At 68.4% G+C, this 17,214-nt stretch carries 16 protein-coding genes and 2 pseudogenes; 9 read left to right on the plus strand and 9 right to left on the minus strand.

Features of this window, described 5'->3' with window-relative positions:
* Positions 1 to 52: 52 nt before the first annotated feature.
* Positions 53 to 430 (minus strand): annotated as a pseudogene (locus tag ACTWQO_RS33390) (DsbA family protein); the annotation flags it as partial.
* Between the two features lie 153 nt (positions 431 to 583).
* Positions 584 to 1,078, minus strand: coding sequence for a MarR family winged helix-turn-helix transcriptional regulator (locus ACTWQO_RS33395; protein WP_443241113.1), 495 nt, complete (start codon positions 1,076 to 1,078; stop codon positions 584 to 586).
* A gap of 850 nt (positions 1,079 to 1,928) precedes the next feature.
* Between ACTWQO_RS33395 and ACTWQO_RS33400 the strand changes: the two genes are divergently transcribed.
* Together ACTWQO_RS33400 and ACTWQO_RS33405 are read left to right on the plus strand one after the other, a co-directional pair.
* Complete coding sequence (locus tag ACTWQO_RS33400) at positions 1,929 to 3,155, plus strand: MFS transporter (protein WP_443241114.1); 1,227 nt, start codon at positions 1,929 to 1,931, stop codon at positions 3,153 to 3,155.
* Positions 3,156 to 3,343: 188 nt separating this feature from the next.
* Complete coding sequence (locus tag ACTWQO_RS33405; RefSeq protein ID WP_443241115.1) at positions 3,344 to 3,901, plus strand: TetR/AcrR family transcriptional regulator; 558 nt, start codon at positions 3,344 to 3,346, stop codon at positions 3,899 to 3,901.
* A 56-nt stretch (positions 3,902 to 3,957) separates the two neighbouring features.
* On the opposite strand, the gene ACTWQO_RS33410 is transcribed toward ACTWQO_RS33405, so the two are convergent.
* Positions 3,958 to 4,218 carry a response regulator transcription factor gene (locus tag ACTWQO_RS33410; RefSeq protein ID WP_443241116.1) on the minus strand — a complete coding sequence of 87 codons (261 nt, stop codon included), beginning with the start codon at positions 4,216 to 4,218 and terminating at the stop codon, positions 3,958 to 3,960.
* 290 nt (positions 4,219 to 4,508) lie between these two features.
* Here ACTWQO_RS33410 and ACTWQO_RS33415 point away from each other — a divergent pair, with 290 nt between their 5' ends.
* From ACTWQO_RS33415 to ACTWQO_RS33430, 4 genes are read left to right on the plus strand one after another with little or no spacing between them, the layout of a single operon-like run.
* On the plus strand, positions 4,509 to 5,153 hold the full coding sequence (locus ACTWQO_RS33415; RefSeq protein ID WP_443241117.1) for a YczE/YyaS/YitT family protein: 645 nt from the start codon (positions 4,509 to 4,511) through the stop codon (positions 5,151 to 5,153).
* Between the two features lie 18 nt (positions 5,154 to 5,171).
* The gene (locus ACTWQO_RS33420) at positions 5,172 to 5,867 is read left to right on the plus strand and encodes an O-methyltransferase (RefSeq protein ID WP_443241118.1); all 696 of its coding nucleotides are present in this window, start codon (positions 5,172 to 5,174) and stop codon (positions 5,865 to 5,867) included.
* Positions 5,864 to 7,429 carry an MFS transporter gene (locus tag ACTWQO_RS33425; protein WP_443241119.1) on the plus strand — a complete coding sequence of 522 codons (1,566 nt, stop codon included), beginning with the start codon at positions 5,864 to 5,866 and terminating at the stop codon, positions 7,427 to 7,429. The genes ACTWQO_RS33420 and ACTWQO_RS33425 overlap by 4 nt, the downstream gene beginning before the upstream one ends.
* Entirely contained in the window at positions 7,426 to 8,400 is a 975-nt protein-coding gene (locus tag ACTWQO_RS33430; RefSeq protein ID WP_443241120.1) for a LysR family transcriptional regulator, read from the plus strand. The genes ACTWQO_RS33425 and ACTWQO_RS33430 overlap by 4 nt, the downstream gene beginning before the upstream one ends.
* Here ACTWQO_RS33430 and ACTWQO_RS33435 read toward each other — a convergent pair.
* The 3 genes from ACTWQO_RS33435 to ACTWQO_RS33445 are packed head-to-tail and all read right to left on the minus strand — an operon-like array spanning position 8,386 to position 10,971.
* Positions 8,386 to 9,009, minus strand: coding sequence for a TetR/AcrR family transcriptional regulator (locus ACTWQO_RS33435; protein ID WP_443241121.1), 624 nt, complete (start codon positions 9,007 to 9,009; stop codon positions 8,386 to 8,388). The two genes, ACTWQO_RS33430 and ACTWQO_RS33435, sit on opposite strands and share 15 nt — an antisense overlap.
* Positions 8,985 to 10,202, minus strand: coding sequence for a chorismate mutase (locus ACTWQO_RS33440; protein WP_443241122.1), 1,218 nt, complete (start codon positions 10,200 to 10,202; stop codon positions 8,985 to 8,987). The genes ACTWQO_RS33435 and ACTWQO_RS33440 overlap by 25 nt, the downstream gene beginning before the upstream one ends.
* 1 nt (position 10,203) lies before the next feature.
* Positions 10,204 to 10,971 (minus strand): AfsA-related hotdog domain-containing protein, encoded by a 768-nt coding sequence (locus ACTWQO_RS33445; RefSeq protein ID WP_443241123.1) that lies wholly within the window; start codon positions 10,969 to 10,971, stop codon positions 10,204 to 10,206.
* Between the two features lie 266 nt (positions 10,972 to 11,237).
* Between ACTWQO_RS33445 and pdhA the strand changes: the two genes are divergently transcribed.
* The 3 genes from pdhA (at position 11,238) to ACTWQO_RS33460 (ending at position 14,622) form a co-directional block, all read left to right on the plus strand.
* A complete protein-coding gene (pdhA, locus tag ACTWQO_RS33450) occupies positions 11,238 to 12,332 on the plus strand; it encodes a pyruvate dehydrogenase (acetyl-transferring) E1 component subunit alpha (protein ID WP_443241124.1) in 1,095 nt (364 codons plus the stop codon).
* Between the two features lie 65 nt (positions 12,333 to 12,397).
* On the plus strand, positions 12,398 to 13,381 hold the full coding sequence (locus tag ACTWQO_RS33455; protein WP_443241185.1) for an alpha-ketoacid dehydrogenase subunit beta: 984 nt from the start codon (positions 12,398 to 12,400) through the stop codon (positions 13,379 to 13,381).
* Positions 13,378 to 14,622: a dihydrolipoamide acetyltransferase family protein gene (locus ACTWQO_RS33460; protein ID WP_443241125.1), complete on the plus strand. Its 1,245-nt coding sequence runs from the start codon at positions 13,378 to 13,380 to the stop codon at positions 14,620 to 14,622. Before ACTWQO_RS33455 ends, ACTWQO_RS33460 begins: the two co-directional genes overlap by 4 nt.
* Here ACTWQO_RS33460 and ACTWQO_RS33465 read toward each other — a convergent pair.
* The 3 genes and pseudogenes from ACTWQO_RS33465 to aroC all read right to left on the minus strand — a co-directional run bounded on the left by ACTWQO_RS33465 (position 14,571) and on the right by aroC (position 17,170).
* Entirely contained in the window at positions 14,571 to 15,197 is a 627-nt protein-coding gene (locus ACTWQO_RS33465; protein ID WP_443241186.1) for a shikimate kinase, read from the minus strand. The two genes, ACTWQO_RS33460 and ACTWQO_RS33465, sit on opposite strands and share 52 nt — an antisense overlap.
* A pseudogene (locus tag ACTWQO_RS33470) lies at positions 15,171 to 15,989 on the minus strand (shikimate dehydrogenase); the annotation flags it as partial. The gene ACTWQO_RS33465 and the pseudogene ACTWQO_RS33470, both read right to left, overlap by 27 nt.
* Positions 15,986 to 17,170, minus strand: coding sequence for a chorismate synthase (gene aroC, locus ACTWQO_RS33475; RefSeq protein WP_443241126.1), 1,185 nt, complete (start codon positions 17,168 to 17,170; stop codon positions 15,986 to 15,988). The gene aroC and the pseudogene ACTWQO_RS33470, both read right to left, overlap by 4 nt.
* Positions 17,171 to 17,214: the final 44 nt, after the last annotated feature.

Here is a 17,214-nt window from a genome sequence, read left to right on the forward strand (position 1 = left end):
CCTTCTACGTCGACGGACTGAGCCTCTCCGAGGCGACCACCTACCGGACGGTCGCCTCGGACAGGCTCAGTCCGTCGACGTAGAAGGCGTCTTGTAGGGCCGCGGCCAGCTCCGCCGTGCGGTCCGGGGCCACCTGGCGCAGGGCCGCGACGCCACGGGCGGCGGCCTCGGAGTCCATCACGAACGAACCGTCGGCGACCAACTCCTCGTACGCCTGGCCGAACACGGCGCCGGTCAGCTCGGCGATCTTGGCGTTCGCGCCCTGGACGTGGCCGAACTCGCGGATCGGCACCCGGCGCGGCCCGGTGAACAGACCGCCGGAGACCAACTCGACCGGCAGGTCGGGGTGGCGCGAGGTGATCTCGTGCAGGGTGCCGGAGAAACCGTGCGACCAGCCGCAGTAGGCGTCGAAGACGTAGACGAGCTTCATCGAAGACCTCGGCAGGGATGGGGCGCTCGCCGGTTGCAAGCGATTCATCTGACCAAACAGTAGCTGACTCGTCAGATATTTCTTGACCTGTGTGAACTGAGACACACGAGCGCGGCCAACGCCATTAGACGTGCACTGCCGCCGCTCCGCAGGTCAGGGAAGCCGGGGCAGCACGTCCCGGGCCGCGTGACTGAGGATCCGGAGATCCTCCGCGAACCTCTCGCGATCCGCCGCGGGCAGGGGCTCCACGAAATACCGCTTGATGTTCTCCAGGTGCACCCGGGCAGCGCCTACGACTGTCTCCTCGCCCAGCGGGGTCAGCCGCACCAGCTTCCCGCGCCGGTCGCCGGGGGACTCCGCGCGCGTCACGAGCCCCGCCGTCTCCATCCGGTCCACCAGCCGGGTGGCGCCGCCAGTGGTCAGGACCTGCTCCTGCGCGATGGCCCGCATGGAAAGCCCCGGCTCGCCGGCCCGCCCGAGGATCAGCAGCACCTCGAAGACCAGATGGCTGATGCCGCACTCCACCTCGAGCGCCCGGCCGAGGATGTACTCCAGCCGGTTCGCCGCCCCCTGCAACCGCCCGAACGCCAGGATGAGCTCGTGGTCAGCGGCCTCCTTCGCCGTCCTGATCTGCACTTCCTCACCCACGGCCGCGCCGCCCCTCTCGTCGTCCCGGTACCACCGTACCGATCACGCACGGGGCGGCCGGCGCAGCGGAATCGGCTCGCGCGGTCGAGCGACGGCAACCCCGCCCCCGCAGCAGTATGCGGTCGGCTGAACACGACGCTCGCACCGAGGCCGAAGTCTGCTGATCGACGATCACGTCGAGGAAATCCCGCACGGGATGCGGTTCATTTAACGGCGCCCGGCTGCAGCGGTCCGCCCGCCATCGCGACCGTTCCAGGATGCCGTCGGCAAGGACATCGCGGAGTTCGTCGTAAACCGCTGCCTCGCGACTGGCCCCCCGGCATCGTCCTGCCGCTACGGCTGGCGAGTCCCTTGTCGGTGGAGCCGGGGTGGGCCCGTCCCGGTTCACCGTGACGGCCGTGCGGCCTTGGGCATGGCGGGGACCCGCCGAGGCCAGCTCGAGCCCCCGCAACACGCCGTGCCCCTGACACCGGAACCGGGTCTCCTGGAGACCCCTCGGCGAAGCCGAGTCGGCCACCGATCACCGGGGAGTCCGGCCGGGGCGGACCAGGTGGCGAAAGCGTCGCAACTGTCGCTGTAGCAGTGCATGCCGTAGCCGTAGCCGTCGAAGAAGATGCGCCTCCCCGCCGTCAGCGGTGTCGTGGAATTTTTGTGCCGAACCGGACCATCGGACGAAGAGCCTGCGAACCGCGGGGACCCGCCCTCTCACCGGCAAGTCGCACCCAGACATGGACGCCTTGAATAGACGCGACGACTCGTCTAATCTTCCTGAGTAGACGCAACGGTAAGTCTTGTCTGCGCTTCCCTCCCGTTGCTCGCTCCACATCCACACTCACGAGAGGCCACATCTGTGGGGAACTCGACCGTCCGCGCCGTCAGCCCGGCAGGCTCCTCGACAAGGGCTCGCGGCAGCGGTCTCGCCGTATTCAGCGTGGCCTTCGCCTTCTGGATCACCATGGCGGGCACCACGGCACCCACACCGCTCTACCCGCTCTACGGAGACGCCTTCGGTTTCACCCCGTTCACCGTCACCGTGGTCTTCGCCGTCTACGCCCTCGGCGTCGTGGTCGGCCTGCTCGCCTTCGGGCGGCTCTCCGACCAGGTGGGACGGCGTCCGGTACTGATCGCCGCAACCTTGTTGTCCGTATGCGCCGCGGTCGCTTTCATACTGGCGCAGAACGTCGCGGCGATGCTCATCGCGCGTGTTGTCTCAGGCTTCTCAGCAGCCCTCGTCACCGGTGCGGCCACCGCCTCCCTCGCGGAACGGCTCGGCCAGAACAGCCGGGTCAAGCCCGCCACCCTCGCTCTGTTCGCGAACATGGGCGGCCTCGCATGCGGCACCCTCCTGGCGGGAATCCTGGCCGATCTCGCACCGTCCCCGCTGCGTACACCCTGGGTCGTCATGCTCGTCCTCGCCGCAATCGGCGCGCTCGGCGTCCTGCTGCACGGTGAGAGTTCAGAGCACCGTTCCGGCTTCTCGTTTCAGTTCCAGCCCCTGCACGTTCCCGCCGAGATCCGCTCGGACTTCCTGCGTTCGGCCATGGCCGGCGGTGCCGGATTCGCCGTACTCGGGGTACTGACCGCCGTGACGGGGCTGTTCCTGGGGACCGTGTTGAACGAGTCCAGCCACTCTCTGACCGGGCTCGTGGTCTTCATCGCCTTCGCCTGCACGGCCTTCGGTCAGCTCCTGGTCCGTATGCTCCGGCCCAGCACCGCGCTGCCCGTGGCATGCCTGGGCCTGATCGCCGCCGCCGCCCTGATCGCCGCGGCCATGGCCACCAGCACCCTGGCTCCTTTGCTCGCCGGCGCCGCTGTGAACGGCCTCGCGACGGGTATCGCGGTCGGCCACGGCATCGGCAGCATCACCACGCGCAGCGCGCCACAGCACAGGGGCGCATCCGTCTCCACCTTCTTCGCCATCCTGTACTCGATGCTCGCGGTGCCCGCCATCGGCGTCGGCGTCCTGATCCGCCAGACCAGTCTGCGCCCCGCAGGCGAGACGTTCAGCGCCGTGGTGGCCGCGCTCGCACTCGGCGTACTGCTCAGCCTGGTACGTCCCACCAAGAAGGCCGCATGAGCCGGTTCGCACGCATCACATCTCGGTGAACCCGGCCCTGCCAGAATTGGGGGACGGACCCCATGCGATTCGAAAGCCCGAAAGGCGAAAGAACCATTAGCGCCACGCGGAAACCCCAACCGGCCTGCGACCAGCGCCCTGTCATCAGCCGAACCGGCCCTCGACGCAGCGAGAGCGTCCGGCTCGCGGTGCTCCACGCCGCGGACGACCTCCTGGTCGAGCGAGGATTCGCCGCCCTGACCATCGAAGGCATCGCCCAGCGCGCCGGCGTGGCCAAGCAGACGATCTACCGCTGGTGGAAGTCGAAGGTCGACATCCTCCTCGACACACTCATCGACGATGCCCGCGAGGCGCTGGAGTGGCGTACCGGGCAAGGCAGCCCCGAGGACGACCTCACGGACCACCTTCAGCGCGTGGCCGACTTCTTCGCAGAACCGGCCGGCCAGGTGATGCAGGCTCTGCTCGGGCATGCCCAGCTGGACACGGAGACCGCCGCCTCGCTGCGTGGCGGTTTCCTGCGGGAGCAGCGCGAGCGCGACATCGCCGGACTGGGCGCGCTCCTCGCGCGTGCCCTTGCCCCCGCCACCGTCGACGACCGGCTTGTCGACCACCTCGTGGATCTGCTGCTCGGGCCGCTGTACTACCGGGTTCTGGTGTTCGGCGAGCCGATCGACAAGGAACTCGTGAACACCACGGCCCGGCTCGTCCTCACGCTCGCGCACGAGTCCGCCGCCACTGAACTTTGACGGTTGCATGCGAGTGGCCCCCGACAGATACGTCGGGGGCCACTCGCATGCAACCGTCAGTGCAGGCTGATGGAGCCGTTCCGGATCCCCGCGATGACGGCCTCCGTGCGTGAATTGGCTCCCAGTTTGATGAAAATCGAATGCAGGTGGACTTTTACAGTGCGCTCAGAAATGCCGAGTAACCTGCCGACCATCCTGTTTGAATAGCCTTCCTTGATCCCGTCCAGCACCTGTCGCTCCCTGGGGGTGAGAACAGGTGCAGCAGTAGAAACTCCCTCGGAAGTCGGACGAGGTATCAGAGACCTATTCAGAGACATGTATCCCCCTGTCACGCAAAGACCGTTGCTCACCGAGCGCACATGCGTGAGCGCCGTTGCCCGCACTGTCGCCTCGTCAACGATTACGCCTTACGACATCATCATATAGGCCGGACTCAAGCAATCCGTTGAAACGTGGGTTACATCACAGGGAATAGTTGCAAGCTAAACCGAACGCCAGTGAATCCCCGATTCCAGTTACTGAAGGTGTATGTTGCACGGAAAGCACTGGATTAACCCGATCCCGGCGTCCTAGAGTGGGTGACGGAAGCCAAAGGGGAGGTAAGCTGATGCTCTTCGATCGAGAACGGCGCAGCAAGTACTGGATCTACTTAGTCGGCTGCCTGATTTTCTCGGCCGGCGCCTATCTTTTCATTCACTCGGGTATGGGAACCGATCCGCTCGATGTCTTCGCGCTCGGCCTGATGAAGCACGTTCCTGTCACGGTGGGGATATCGCAGACTGCGGTGGCTGTCATCTGCCTTGTGATCGTGGCAGCCTGGACGCGGGAAAGGCCGCTGCTCTCACCGCTTTTCACTTTCTTCTTCTGCGGCAGCATCATCGACCTGCTCCGCTGGTCAGAGCCCGCGCGCGGCCTGCACATCACCTCGGCCGGGGTCCTCGCCCTGGCCGTACTCCTGTGCGCGTACGGCTCGGCCCTCATCATCATGAGCGGGTTCGGCATCCGTGCCATCGATCTGCTCGCCATCACCATGAACGCTCGATGGCGCTGGCCCTTCTGGGCTGCGAAAGGGCTCATCGAAGCCGGTCTGATGACATCGGGACTCATCATGGGCGGCCCCATCGGAATGGGCACGGTCTGTTTCCTCGTAGGAGTTGACCTCCTGATCCAGCCCTTTATCAAAGTGAATTCCGGAGTGCTCCGGATGCCGAATTCCGGGCTGTCCGGGACATTGGCAGAAACAACCCGCTGACCTCAAGGAGAGGAACGCATGACCATGACGTCCACCCTTTTCTCCCCCCAGACTCGGAACGTCCTCGAAAGCATCCTGAAGGAACAGCGGCGAGTGGACGAGACGGAACAGCCGAAACTCCTCGAAAAGATCCGCAGCCGGGTATCCCCCTGGACACCGGAAGACCTGGTGGAAGCATGCTCCAGCGGATACTATGCGGCGCCGGAAAGCATCGGCCGCATGCTGTACACCTGCGTGCGCGCCATGCGTCCGCAAACGGTGTTCGAGTTCGGAACCTCCTACGGATTCACCGCGATTCACATTGCGGCAGCTCTACGGGACAACGGGTACGGAAAGCTGTACACGGTGGACCTTCACCAAGAGAAGTGCGCGGCCGCACGGGAGCATCTGAAATCTGCCGGGGTCGCCGAGCAGGCTGACGTGATCGAGGGCGAAGCCGTGGACGTGCTCTCCACTTTCCCGGAGCAGATCGATTTTCTCTATCTGGACGGGTGGGCCGATTTCTATCACGATGTGATCAAGGCGGCGGAACCCCGGCTTCGTCCGGGTTCCCTGGTGCATGCGGACGACACCGAGAAGTTCGCGGCCGCTGCCCGTCCGTACCTCGATCACGTCCGCGACTCCGCCAACGGTTACGTCTCCGTCGGCATCACCGATGGGCAGGGGCTGGAACTCTCCACCTTCGTGGACACCCGTACGCGGGCCATCTCATGAGTGTTCCCGGCCCCACCCGCGCTGCGCAGCCGGACAGGGCCGCGCCGGGCGACCCCCAGCGCGGCTCACGAGCGGCCATCGCCGGCATCGGCATGTGCGTCATGCTGGTGTTCGGTCTGGGTGCCAGTGTGAACCTGGCCGTCGGCCGACTGGCCACGAGCGCGCTGCAGCCGACCGCGACACAGGTGCTGTGGATCGTGGACAGCTACCTGATCGTCTTCGGCTGTCTGCTGATCCCCAGTGGCGCCATCGGCGACCGCTTCGGGCGCAAAGGGGCGCTCCTGTGCGGGCTGATGCTGATGATCGTGGGATCCGTCGGGTCCGCGGTCGCCCCGTCCGTCGCCCTCCTGCTCGGGGCACGGGCACTGACCGGAGCGGGCGCCGCACTCGTCCTGCCCAACAGTCTTCCGCTGCTCATGAGTTGCTATCCGCAGAACCGGCGCGGTCATGCCGTGGCGCTGTGGACGGCGTTGAGCGGAGCCGGCGGGGTGGCCGGCAACATGGTGGGCGGCGTCGTTCTGCAATTCTTCGACTGGCAGGCCCTGTTCGCTGTTGCCGCCCCTCTTGCCGCCCTCGGCCTCTTCGTAGCCGCGAAATTCCTGCCCCGTGTCGACCGGCACCACCATTCCGTCGACGTGCACGGAGTGCTCATCCTCGTCGTCTCGGTCTTCGCGCTGCTCTTCGGCATCATCGAGGGAACCGAACTCGGCTGGACTTCCCCGGCCGTTCTGCTGGCATTCATTGCGGGCCTGTGCTTTCTGGCCTTCTTCGTCGGATACGAGATACGCCGGGAACAACCGCTCCTCGACCCAAGGGTGTTCCGTCATCCTGGAATGCGAGCCGGGACGCTCGGCATCGTCGTGTCCTTCATCGCGATGTACTCGGTCTTCTATCTCAACGGCCAGTACCTGATGAATGTGAAGGGTTATCCAGCAGCTCTGGCAGGGCTCGGTACCGCGCCGCTGGCCGTGGTGATCTTCCTGGTCTCGCCGCGGTCCGCGCGGCTGGCCGACCGCTACGGCTCACGTCCGGTCGTCGCCTGCGGGCTCCTCGTCGTGGTCGCGGGACTCGGGCTCTTCTCCTTGTGCGGCCCTTCGACGCCCTACGTCCTGTACGCGGGGTGCATCATCGTGGTCGGCGTCGGGTCGGGACTGTCCAACCCGCCACTGTCCCAGGCCGTCATCACTTCCCTGCCCGCGCACCAGGCCGGCGTCGGCTCGGGCATCAACAGCTTCAGTCGTGAGATCGGCGGGGCTCTGGGCTTCGCCGTCTTCGGTACGCTGCTCAACGCCCGGTTCGCCGACGCGCTTCCTGCCGTACTTCGACGGTTTCAGGACGATGCCGCGGGCGGGCAGGCGCTGGGCTCCGCACTGAGCGGTGTCGAACGTTCCGGCGCCGCCTCGGCGGATCGTCTCTCCGCGCAGATCCGCGAGGCCTTCACCGCGGGCATGGCCGAGTCGTTGCGCGTGGTCGGGGTCATTCTGTTGCTCGCCTCGCTCCTGGTCGCGCTGTGGCTGCGCCGGCCCGTCAGCGACCAGAACACTTCCCGGGAGAAGCAGTGACTGCGACCGATGCCGACCGCCCCGCGCACAGTGACTGGAGCGAGGAGATGTCCACCCTGCTGGCACGGCAGGTGGACATACGGCTGCTGCCGGCTCTGGACGCCTTGCTGCAGGAGGGCAGCGTCACCGGTGCGGCCGAGCGGCTGGCGCTCTCGCCGCCCGCCATGAGCCGGGCGTTGTCCAAGATCCGGCGAGCTCTCGGCGATCCCGTACTGGTCCGGGCCGGCCGTGGTCTGGTCCCCACGCCCAGAGCACTCGAGCTTCAGCCGAAGGTCCGCGCTCTGATGCGCGCGGCCGAGGACATCCTCACCCCGCACCAGCAGGAGGACCTCACCCAGGTCAGCCGGACCCTCACCATCGTCGCGGACGAGGCCTACGCGGCTGTTCTCTCACCGGCCCTGCTGCGCCGGGCGATCCAGGAGGTGCCCCTGGCCCGCTTCACGTTCACCGCCGAGAGCAGCCATGGCAACGCACCACTGCGGGAGGGCGCGGTGGACATCGAAATCGGCATCATCGACGAGCCCTCTCCGGAGCTGTGCATCGAGCCGCTCTTCCGGGACGAGTTCGTGGGCGTGGCCCGAACCGGTCATCCCCTCCTGTCCGGCGAGGTGACCGCCAGGACGTTCGCCGCGGCACGGCATGTCAGTGTGTCGCGCAAAGGCCGTATGACCGGACCCATCGATGTCGGCCTGCGCGAACTCGGGCTGCGCCGGGACGTCATCGCCTCCGTGCCGGACTACGGTGAGGCCCTTTTGATGCTCCCCTTGACCGACTTCGTCACCGCGATGCCCCGGTCCCTCGCGGTCAGCGCGCAGAAGTCCGTGAGTATCGAGGTGTTCAACCTTCCGGTCGAGACCGACCCCATCAGCATCTGTCAGGCGTGGCACCCCCGGCACGAGACCGAACCGGTGCATGTCTGGCTCAGGCAGGCCATACGGTCCGCGCTCCCGCCGGCCTCAGCCGGCCACTGACGCCGGCCGCAGACCACCGAGCAGGGCAGCGACCGCAGAATGCGAGGGCGACACCGGCTCGTCCGGGAGACAGTTCGCCCCCGCCACAGCGCCCAGGAGCAGCCGGGCGATGAGCGGGAGCGCGATGTCGTCGCGTACGTCGCCCTCCGCAACGGCCTGCTCCAGCAGGTCGACCAGCCGCCGGAACACCGCTTCGCGGCAGGCCGAGTCCTGGTCGAAACCCGCTGATGTGCCGCGCGCGGCCCACAGCAGGGCATGCCCGGCCGGGTCGTCCGCCGCCACGTCGGCCAGCCCGCGCAGGAGTCCGGCGAGCGTGTCGAAGCCCTGGCCCCGGACCTGCGCACAACTGCCCAGCAGCGCGAGCACAGCCTCCCGCATCGGCCTGGTGACGGCATCCAGCAACTCCGCTTTGCCGCTGACGTGGCGATACAGGGCGGCCTTGGTCACTCCGACGTGTTCGGCTATATCGCCCATGCTCGTGGCGTCGTAGCCTCGAGTGAGGAACAAGGACGTCGCGGCCGCGAGGACACCCTCACGACCGCGACGGAGACCCGACGGCTGCTGTGCCGTCCTCGGTGGCCGGCTCACCTCGGGGCCAGCCCCCGGCACATCTCGAGTACGGCGTCCGCGACCGCACTCCCGCCGGCCCCGAGGGTCTGCGTGTACCGGTCGCGTATCGCGTGCTCACGCCCGGAGTCGATCCGTGCGCCGCCACCGCTCATGCGTAGACGCTGGATCTCCTTGGACGCCGCCAACCGCTGCTGGAGTGCGCCGATGAGCGATTGGTCCAGGGCGTCGATCTGTTCCCTCAGCCGGGCGACGTCCCCGGGTGCGGGTTCCACGGACAGGTCGGCTTCCGCGGTGGTGGCCTTGGCGGTCATGATCCTGCTCCGTTCGGACGGGGACTTCACGGGATGTGCCGAGGCGTACGACCCCAGGGATCGGAGCCCCGGCAGGCTCAGCTGCAGGAGACCGACGGCGCGCGCGGTCTCCGGCCGGTCCATGCGGCCCGGGCAGTCGGCGAGGAGCAAGCGGCTGTCCGGGCCGTCGTGGACGACGTTCAGGGAAACCTCTTGCAGGACAGGGTGCTTCTTCAATTCCCGTAGGTGCACAGCGAATTGACCCGACCGGCTGGGGAAGCGGCCGATCAGGGACGTCCGGTGGGCGCGGCCGGGAGCCGGGACCCGCGCGGCGCCGCGGTGCGCACAGAGCAGGAAGCGCGTCGCGGCACCGGAGCTGTCCTGTATCTCGGTGCCGGCGGCCTCCAGGCCATAGCGCGCCGCGGCGTGGAGCCCGGCCACCGCGGCGTCGCACTCGCTGTCCTTGACCCGGCGTGCGCCCTCGGCGTTGGACGGCGCCGCGATCCACCGCGCGTGCGGCACATGGCTGCTGAGCCAGCGACGCACCTGCGTTCCCGCGTGGGGGTGCCCACTGACCGTACGGACCCGCGACAGCGGCGTCCCCGGGCGCACCAGCAGCGCGAACTCGACCTCGAGCACGACTTCCCTCACCACGACCGGTGACGGTGACTCCACCAGCGCGCGCAAAGTGTCCGGGACCGGTCCGGCCACCGTGTTGTGCACCGGCAGCATGGCGGCGTCGGCGGCTCCACGGCACACATACTCCAGGGCCTGGGCGGCCGTCGCGGCCGGCAGCAGCGAGGACCCGCCGGCCTCCGGAAGCGATCGCAGGGCCTGCTCGGTGAAGGTTCCTTCCGGCCCCAAGTAGGCGAACCTCCGCTCGCTGTCGCAGAGCTGTGCCTCTGTCAGGGGTGCCTTCGTGTCCTGTACCGGCAGTTTCACGTCAGACGGTCGCGGTCGCGAGAGCCGTGTCCACCGCGCTCGCCACGGCGCCCTTGGCCCGCCGCAGCTCCTTCTCCTCCAGCAGACCGGGGGCGAAGGCCGCCGCGTCGATGGTCACCGCGGCGGCGGCACGCCCCGCCTGCTCCAGTACCACCGTCGTACGTACGGTCAGTCGGCTGGGCTCCGACAGGTCGGACTCGTCCACCGTCAGCCGCAGCGTGGCGCCCACGGGGAAGAGGAAGTTCGAGAACGTGGTGTTCATGGAGTTGAGCACGATGTAGTACCGCTGCTGCGGCCAGCGTGCGGTGAAGTAGTGCTCGATGACCGCGAGGAACATCTGGCGGGCTGCTTCGATCGCCACCATGCCCTGTACGTGCACCCGGTCCTGCACGTCGACGAGGAGCTCGTTGTGGTCGTGCAGCCGCAGCTGAGCCTCGTACGTACGGTCGTCGGCCTGCGTGAGACCGGCGACCAGGACGTTGTCCTCGCGGGACTTGTGCAGTTCCTGCCGGCGTGCGGGTACCGCTGTGGAGTGCACCAGCACGACGCGGTCGTCCAACTGCCGGCGCGTGATCGCGTCGCGGAGGTAGGAGAGTTCGAACTCCCCGATGCCCTGCCCGGTGACCACGTGCACCGGCCCCTCGAGCGTGTCCAGGTCGCCCGCGTCGAGTGAACGGGTCAGGCCGGAGAGGGTCTCGGCGCCGACGGCCTCGGCGAAGTCGCGGAAGCGGTCGCCGACGACGAGTCGGGAGGTGACTGCACTGCTCATGGACATCCTCCTGGCTGGGAGAGCCGCGACTCTGCGCAGTCGCGGACGGGTCCGTTCAGCGTGGAGTCCGCGCCATCGCACCGGTAGTCGCCAGTTGGCAGTAGAACCACCTGTCTAGTCCCGGAGTTCTAAGCGGCTTTCTGGGGACCGGAGGCTAGAGCCGAGGTACTAGCCGTATCGGCCGACTGCCGCGGCTTCTGTCCGCCGCGAATGCTGGTACGGGAACACCGGCGCCCCACTGACCCGGCCGAAGGAGCCTCATCCACATGACAGTTCTTGATCCGCCAGGTGTCGACGAGGTCGGCGTGGCGGCGATGCTGCCTTCCGCGGAGCCTCTGAGCCTCATCGACGACGTGTCCGGCACGGAGTCCCTCGATGCCGCCGTCCTGCTCGACCTGTACCGGCAACTGGTCCGGGGCCGCCGCTACAACCTCCAGGCGACGGCACTGACCAAGCAGGGCCGGCTGGCGGTCTACCCGTCGACGACCGGGCAGGAAGCCTGCGAGGCGGGCGCTGTCCTGGCTCTGGACCGGCAGGACTGGATCTTCCCCACCTACCGGGACACGCTGGCCCTGCTGGTCCGGGGCGTCGACCCCGTGGACGTACTGACGCTTCTGCGGGGCGACTGGCACAGCGGCTACGATCCGCGCGCCCATCGCATAGCCCCCTTGAGCACCCCACTGGCTACGCAGACCCCGCACGCGGTAGGCCTTGCGCACGCCGCAGCTCTGCACGGGGACGGCCTCGTCGTGCTGGCGATGGTCGGGGACGGTGGCACCAGTGAGGGCGACTTCCACGAGGCGCTGAACTTCGCCGCGGTCTACAAAGCTCCCGTGGTCTTCTTCGTCCAGAACAACGGCTACGCGATCTCCGTACCGCTCAGCAAACAGAGTGCCGCGCCCAGCCTTGCTCACAAAGCGATCGGTTACGGCATGCCGGGCGTCCTGGTCGACGGGAACGACGCGGCGGTCGTGTACCGCGAGGTGCGACGGGCCGCTGAGCACGCTCGTGAAGGCGGCGGGCCGACCCTGGTCGAAGCGGTGACGTATCGCATCGACGCACACACGAACGCCGATGACGCCACCCGTTACCGCGACGCGGCCGAAGTCGAGTTCTGGAACCGTAGGGACCCGGTCACCCGCATGGAACGGCACCTGCGCGAGCGCGGACTTCTGGACGACGCCGGGGTGGACCGGATCCGGCAGGAAGCCGAAGACATGGCGGAGGACCTGCGCCGTCGGTTCGCCACGGATCCGTCCCCTGCCCCACTGGACCTGTTCGACCACGTCTACGCCCGGCGAACCCCTCAGCTCGAAGAGCAACGTGCCCTGCTGGCACAGGAGTTGGAGGCGGGCCAGTGACCGCCACAGTGGATCTGACCGTCGCTCGGGCCGCAGGCAACGCGCCGGCCGTCGAGCAGGTGACGATGTCCAAGGCGCTCAATGGGGCGTTGCACGACGCCCTGACCGACGACGACCGGGTCCATCTGCTGGGAGAGGACATCGGCACGCTCGGCGGCGTGTTCCGCGTCACCGATGGCCTCGCGGCGGCATTCGGCGACCGTCGGGTGGCCGATACCCCCCTCGCGGAGGCAGGCATCCTGGGGACGGCAGTCGGCATGGCCATGTACGGACTGCGGCCCGTCGTGGAGATGCAGTTCGATGCCTTCGCCTATCCCGCATTCGAGCAACTCGTCAGCCACGTCGCGAAGATGCGTAACCGGACGCGCGGCGCGCTGCCGATGCCGCTGACCATCCGCATCCCTTACGGCGGCGGCATCGGCGGTGTGGAGCATCACAGCGACGCATCGGAGGCGTACTACACGCACACACCCGGCCTCCACGTGGTCACTCCCGCCACGGTCGCCGACGCGTACGGTCTGCTGCGCGCTGCCATCGCCTCGGATGATCCCGTCATCTTCCTGGAGCCCAAGCGGCTGTACTGGTCCAAGGGAGAGATCGACCGCTCGGCCGCGCTGCCCGCCCTGGGCGAGGCGGCCGTACGACGCGCCGGGTCGTCGGCCACCCTCATCACCTACGGCCCTTCCCTCCCGGTGTGTCTGGAGGCCGCCGCGGCGGCGCAGGCCGAGGGATGGGACCTCGAAGTCGTGGATCTGCGCAGCCTGGTGCCGTTCGACGACGCGGCGGTGTGCGCGAGCGTCAGGCGCACAGGACGGGCTGTCGTCGTCCACGAAGCCCAGGGGTTCTCGGGTTTCGGCGCCGAGATCGCCGCCCGGGTCTCCGAACGCTGCTTCCACCACCTGGCAGCTCCCGTACTGCGGGTCACCGGATTCGACATCCCCTATCCCCCGCCGATGCTGGAGCGCTACCACCTGCCCGACGTCGACCGCATTCTGGACGCCGTCGCGCGGCTGCAGTGGGAGGACACCACTCAGGGGGAGGGCATATGAGCAGCGACGTCAGGGAGTTCGTCCTCCCCGACCTGGGCGAGGGGCTCACCGAGGCGGAGATCGTACGGTGGCTGGTCCACGTCGGTGACTCCGTCCGCGTCGACCAGCCCGTGGTGGAGGTGGAAACGGCAAAGGCCGTGGTCGAAGTGCCCTGCCCCTATGCCGGAGTCGTCACGCGCCTGTGGGGGCGGGAAGGCGAGAGCGTGGACGTCGGGCAGCCGCTCCTGTCCGTCGGCGGCAGGCAGGATCCGCCGCCCGGGACACCCGACCCTTCGGCTGCGGCCTCGGAGGACTCGGGCAACGTACTGGTCGGCTACGGCACGTCCGCGCCCGTGGCGCGCCGGCGCCGGGTCCCCGTTCCCTCTCCCCGTACGGCGGTGGCAGCCTTGGCCGACACGAAGGCGCCGACCACCGAACCGGTCCGCGTGATCTCGCCCCTGGTGCGGAAGCTCGCCAAACAGCACGGCCTCGACCTTCGCACGCTGCACGGCAGTGGCCCCGGAGGGCTGATCCTCCGCAAGGACGTCGAGCAGCGCAGCCAGGCACCGGAGGCTGTGCGCGTCCCCTTGCGGGGGGTCCGGCGCACCATCGCCGACAAACTGTCAAGGAGCCGTCAGGAGATCCCCGACGCGACGACATGGGTCGATGTGGACGCCACACGACTCTTGGACACCAAAGAGCAGCTGTCAGCGTCGGGCGACGACAACAAGGTCTCTCTCTTCGCCCTCCTCGCTCGCATCTGCGTCGCCGGACTCACCCGGTATCCGGAGCTCAACGCGACCGTGGACAGCGTCAACCAGGAGATCGTTCAACTCCCCTCGATCCACCTGGGGTTCGCCGCACAGACGGAACGCGGCCTCGTCGTGCCCGTCGTCAGGGACGCGCAGAAGATGAGACTGCCGGCGCTGTCCGCCGAGATCACCCGCCTGACCACCAGCGCACGCGAGGGGACGCTCGCCCCTGCGGATCTGACCGGAGGAACCTTCACCCTGAACAACTACGGGGTCTTCGGTGTCGACGGATCCACGCCGATCATCAATCACCCCGAAGCGGCGATGCTCGGCGTCGGTCGTATCCTGGCCCGCCCCTGGGTCATCGACGGTGAGCTGGCGATCCGGCAGGTGTGTCAGCTGTCCTTCACGTTCGACCATCGCGTCTGCGACGGCGGGGCGGCCGGGGGGTTCCTCCGCTACGTCGCGGACCTGATCGAGCGGCCTGTCTCCCTGCTCCGGCTGCTGTGACAACGGTGGTTCTTCTCGATGGCGTGCGCGAGCGTGTGCCCCAGTGCGTCAAGGACGGCTTGGGCGACCTCGTCGGGACTACGGCCGTCGGTGGCCACGACCACCCGGGCGACGTCGGTGTACAGATGACGGCGCGTCTCCATCACCTGCCGCCACTGCTTACGGGGGTTGACGGCCAGCAACGGTCGCTCGGCGGCCGGGCCGACCCGCAGCAACGCCTCGTCTTCGTTCACCGTCAGGTACACCACCGCGTGGGCGGCCAGCAGCGCCCGCGTCGCCGCGTCGAGCACCGCGCCGCCACCGAGCGCGAGCACCCCGTCGTGCTCAGCGAGCGCCAGACTCACCGCCCGGCGCTCCAACTCCCGGAAATACGCCTCGCCTGCAACGGCGAAGATGTCCGCGACGGAGCGGCCCTGCTCAGCCTCGATGTCACCGTCCGTGTCTCGGTACGCGCAGCCGAGCAGCTCGGCCAGCAATACGCCCACGGTCGACTTGCCGACCCCCATCGGACCGACGAGGACGACTTTCGGTCCGGCACCTGTGTTGTTCAGCGCCGTTCGACCGGCCTTCCGCATCACCTCCAGCGGGGCCGGGGCATGGCCCGTCATCTGTTCCACCTGCAGCACCGCCTGGTGCACCAGCAGGTCGAGTCCACTGACGAGGGTCCCGCCTCGGGCGGTCCAGCAGGCGGCAAGAGCGGTTGGCCACGGGGCGTAGAGCACATCGAAGAGAGTGCGGGGCTGCTCCGGTACGGCGGACAGAAGGGCATCCGTCGCACCTGCCGGAGTGGTCGCGATCGCCAGGGGGAAGCGCAGCGCCTTCGCCGCGTCGGTCCAGTCCGCCGTACGCACATCGACGCCGAGCCGCTCACCCAACTCCCGCATCTCGGCGGCGCGGGACTCGTGCCGTACGTAGGTGACAACCTCGCCGACGCCGGTGCGCGCAAGTGCGGCCAGTGCCGAGGCCGCGGTGGCGCCGGCCCCGAGGATCGCGGCCGAGTCGACTCGCTCGATGCCGCGTTCGCGCAGCGCGGCGACCATCCCCGGAATGTCGGTGTTGCCGCCCAGACGCCTGCCGTCTTCGGTGAACACCACGGTATTGACGGCCTGCACGGATTGTGCCGTCGCGCTCATCTCGTCGAGCAGCGGGATCACCGCACGCTTGAGGGGCATGGTCAGCGAAAGCCCTGCCCACTCCGGACCGAGCCGCTCGATGAAGCGGGGCAGAGCCGCCGTATCCACGTCGAACGAGTCGTACGACCAGTCGGTGAGTCCCAGCTCCGCGTATGCGGCGCGGTGCAGCACCGGCGACAGCGAGTGGGCGATGGGCGATCCCAGGACCGCGGCCCTGCGGCCTGTCCGGCTCACCGGATCTGGAGGTTGTCGAGGTAGGACCGCACGTTGCGGCGGGTCTCGGGCACGCTGTCGCCGCCGAACTTCTCCGCCACCGCGTCCGCGAGGACCAGCGCCACCATGGCCTCGGCGACGATCCCGGCCGCCGGCACCGCGCAGACATCCGAACGCTGGTGATGCGCCTTGGCCGCCTCCCCCGTGGCCACATCGATCGTCGCCAGCGCCCGCGGCACGGTCGCGATCGGCTTCATCGCCGCCCGCACGCGCAGCAGTTCACCCGTCGTCAGCCCACCCTCGGTACCGCCCGAGCGGCCGGAGGCCCGCGTGACACCATCTTCGGTGGAGAGGATCTCGTCGTGCGCCTGCGAGCCGGGTACACGGGCCAGGTCGAAGCCGTCACCGACCTCGACACCCTTGATCGCCTGAATGCCCATCAGCGCCGCCGCGAGGCGAGCGTCCAGGCGCCGGTCCCAGTGGACATGCGAACCGAGCCCGACCGGTACCCGGTAGGCCAGCACTTCCACCACGCCACCCAGAGTGTCGCCGTCCTTGTGCGCCTGATCGATCCCGGCAACCATCGCCTTCGACGCATCCGCATCCAGGCAGCGCACCGGGTCCGCGTCCAGCTTCTCCACATCACCAGGCGTGGGGTACACGCCGTACGGCGCCTTCGCCGCCGCCAGCTCCACCACGTGCGAGACGATCTCGATCCCCGCCGTCTCCTTCAGATACGACCGCGCGATCGCGCCCAGCGCCACCCGCGCCGCCGTCTCCCGCGCGCTCGCCCGCTCCAGAATCGGCCGCGCCTCGTCGAATCCGTACTTCTGCATCCCCGCCAGATCCGCATGGCCGGGCCGCGGCCTGGTCAACGGCGCAGCGCGCGCCAGGTCCTTCAGCACGTCCGGGTGGACGGGATCAGCTGCCATGACCTGCTCCCACTGCGGCCACTCCGTGTTGCCCACCATCACCGCGACCGGCGAGCCCAGCGTCAGCCCGTGCCGGACGCCGCCCAGGAACGTGACCTCGTCCCGCTCGAACTTCATCCGCGCCCCGCGGCCATGGCCCAGGCGCCGCCGCGCCAGGTGGTCCGTCACCATCTCCGTCGTCACCGGGATCCCCGCGGGCACCCCTTCCAGCGTCGCCACCAGTGCGGGTCCGTGCGACTCCCCCGCGGTCAGCCAGCGCAACCTGCTCAACGGTGCTCCTCGGGAATCGAAGTCGAGGGCGATGTGCCGCCCAG

The organism is Streptomyces sp. 4N124 (assembly GCF_052245395.1).
GTDB lineage: Bacteria > Actinomycetota > Actinomycetes > Streptomycetales > Streptomycetaceae > Streptomyces.

Bases quoted from the DNA above. Each gene is read 5' to 3' on its own strand.
- ACTWQO_RS33410 (WP_443241116.1), bottom strand. From the start codon at position 4,218: ATGTCTCTGAATAGGTCTCTGATACCTCGTCCGACTTCCGAGGGAGTT.
- ACTWQO_RS33415 (WP_443241117.1), top strand. From the start codon at position 4,509: ATGCTCTTCGATCGAGAACGGCGCAGCAAGTACTGGATCTACTTAGTC.
- ACTWQO_RS33420 (WP_443241118.1), top strand. From the start codon at position 5,172: ATGACCATGACGTCCACCCTTTTCTCCCCCCAGACTCGGAACGTCCTC.
- ACTWQO_RS33425 (WP_443241119.1), top strand. From the start codon at position 5,864: ATGAGTGTTCCCGGCCCCACCCGCGCTGCGCAGCCGGACAGGGCCGCG.
- ACTWQO_RS33445 (WP_443241123.1), bottom strand. From the start codon at position 10,971: ATGAGCAGTGCAGTCACCTCCCGACTCGTCGTCGGCGACCGCTTCCGC.
- pdhA (WP_443241124.1), top strand. From the start codon at position 11,238: ATGACAGTTCTTGATCCGCCAGGTGTCGACGAGGTCGGCGTGGCGGCG.
- ACTWQO_RS33455 (WP_443241185.1), top strand. From the start codon at position 12,398: ATGTCCAAGGCGCTCAATGGGGCGTTGCACGACGCCCTGACCGACGAC.
- ACTWQO_RS33460 (WP_443241125.1), top strand. From the start codon at position 13,378: ATGAGCAGCGACGTCAGGGAGTTCGTCCTCCCCGACCTGGGCGAGGGG.
- ACTWQO_RS33465 (WP_443241186.1), bottom strand. From the start codon at position 15,197: ATGCGGAAGGCCGGTCGAACGGCGCTGAACAACACAGGTGCCGGACCG.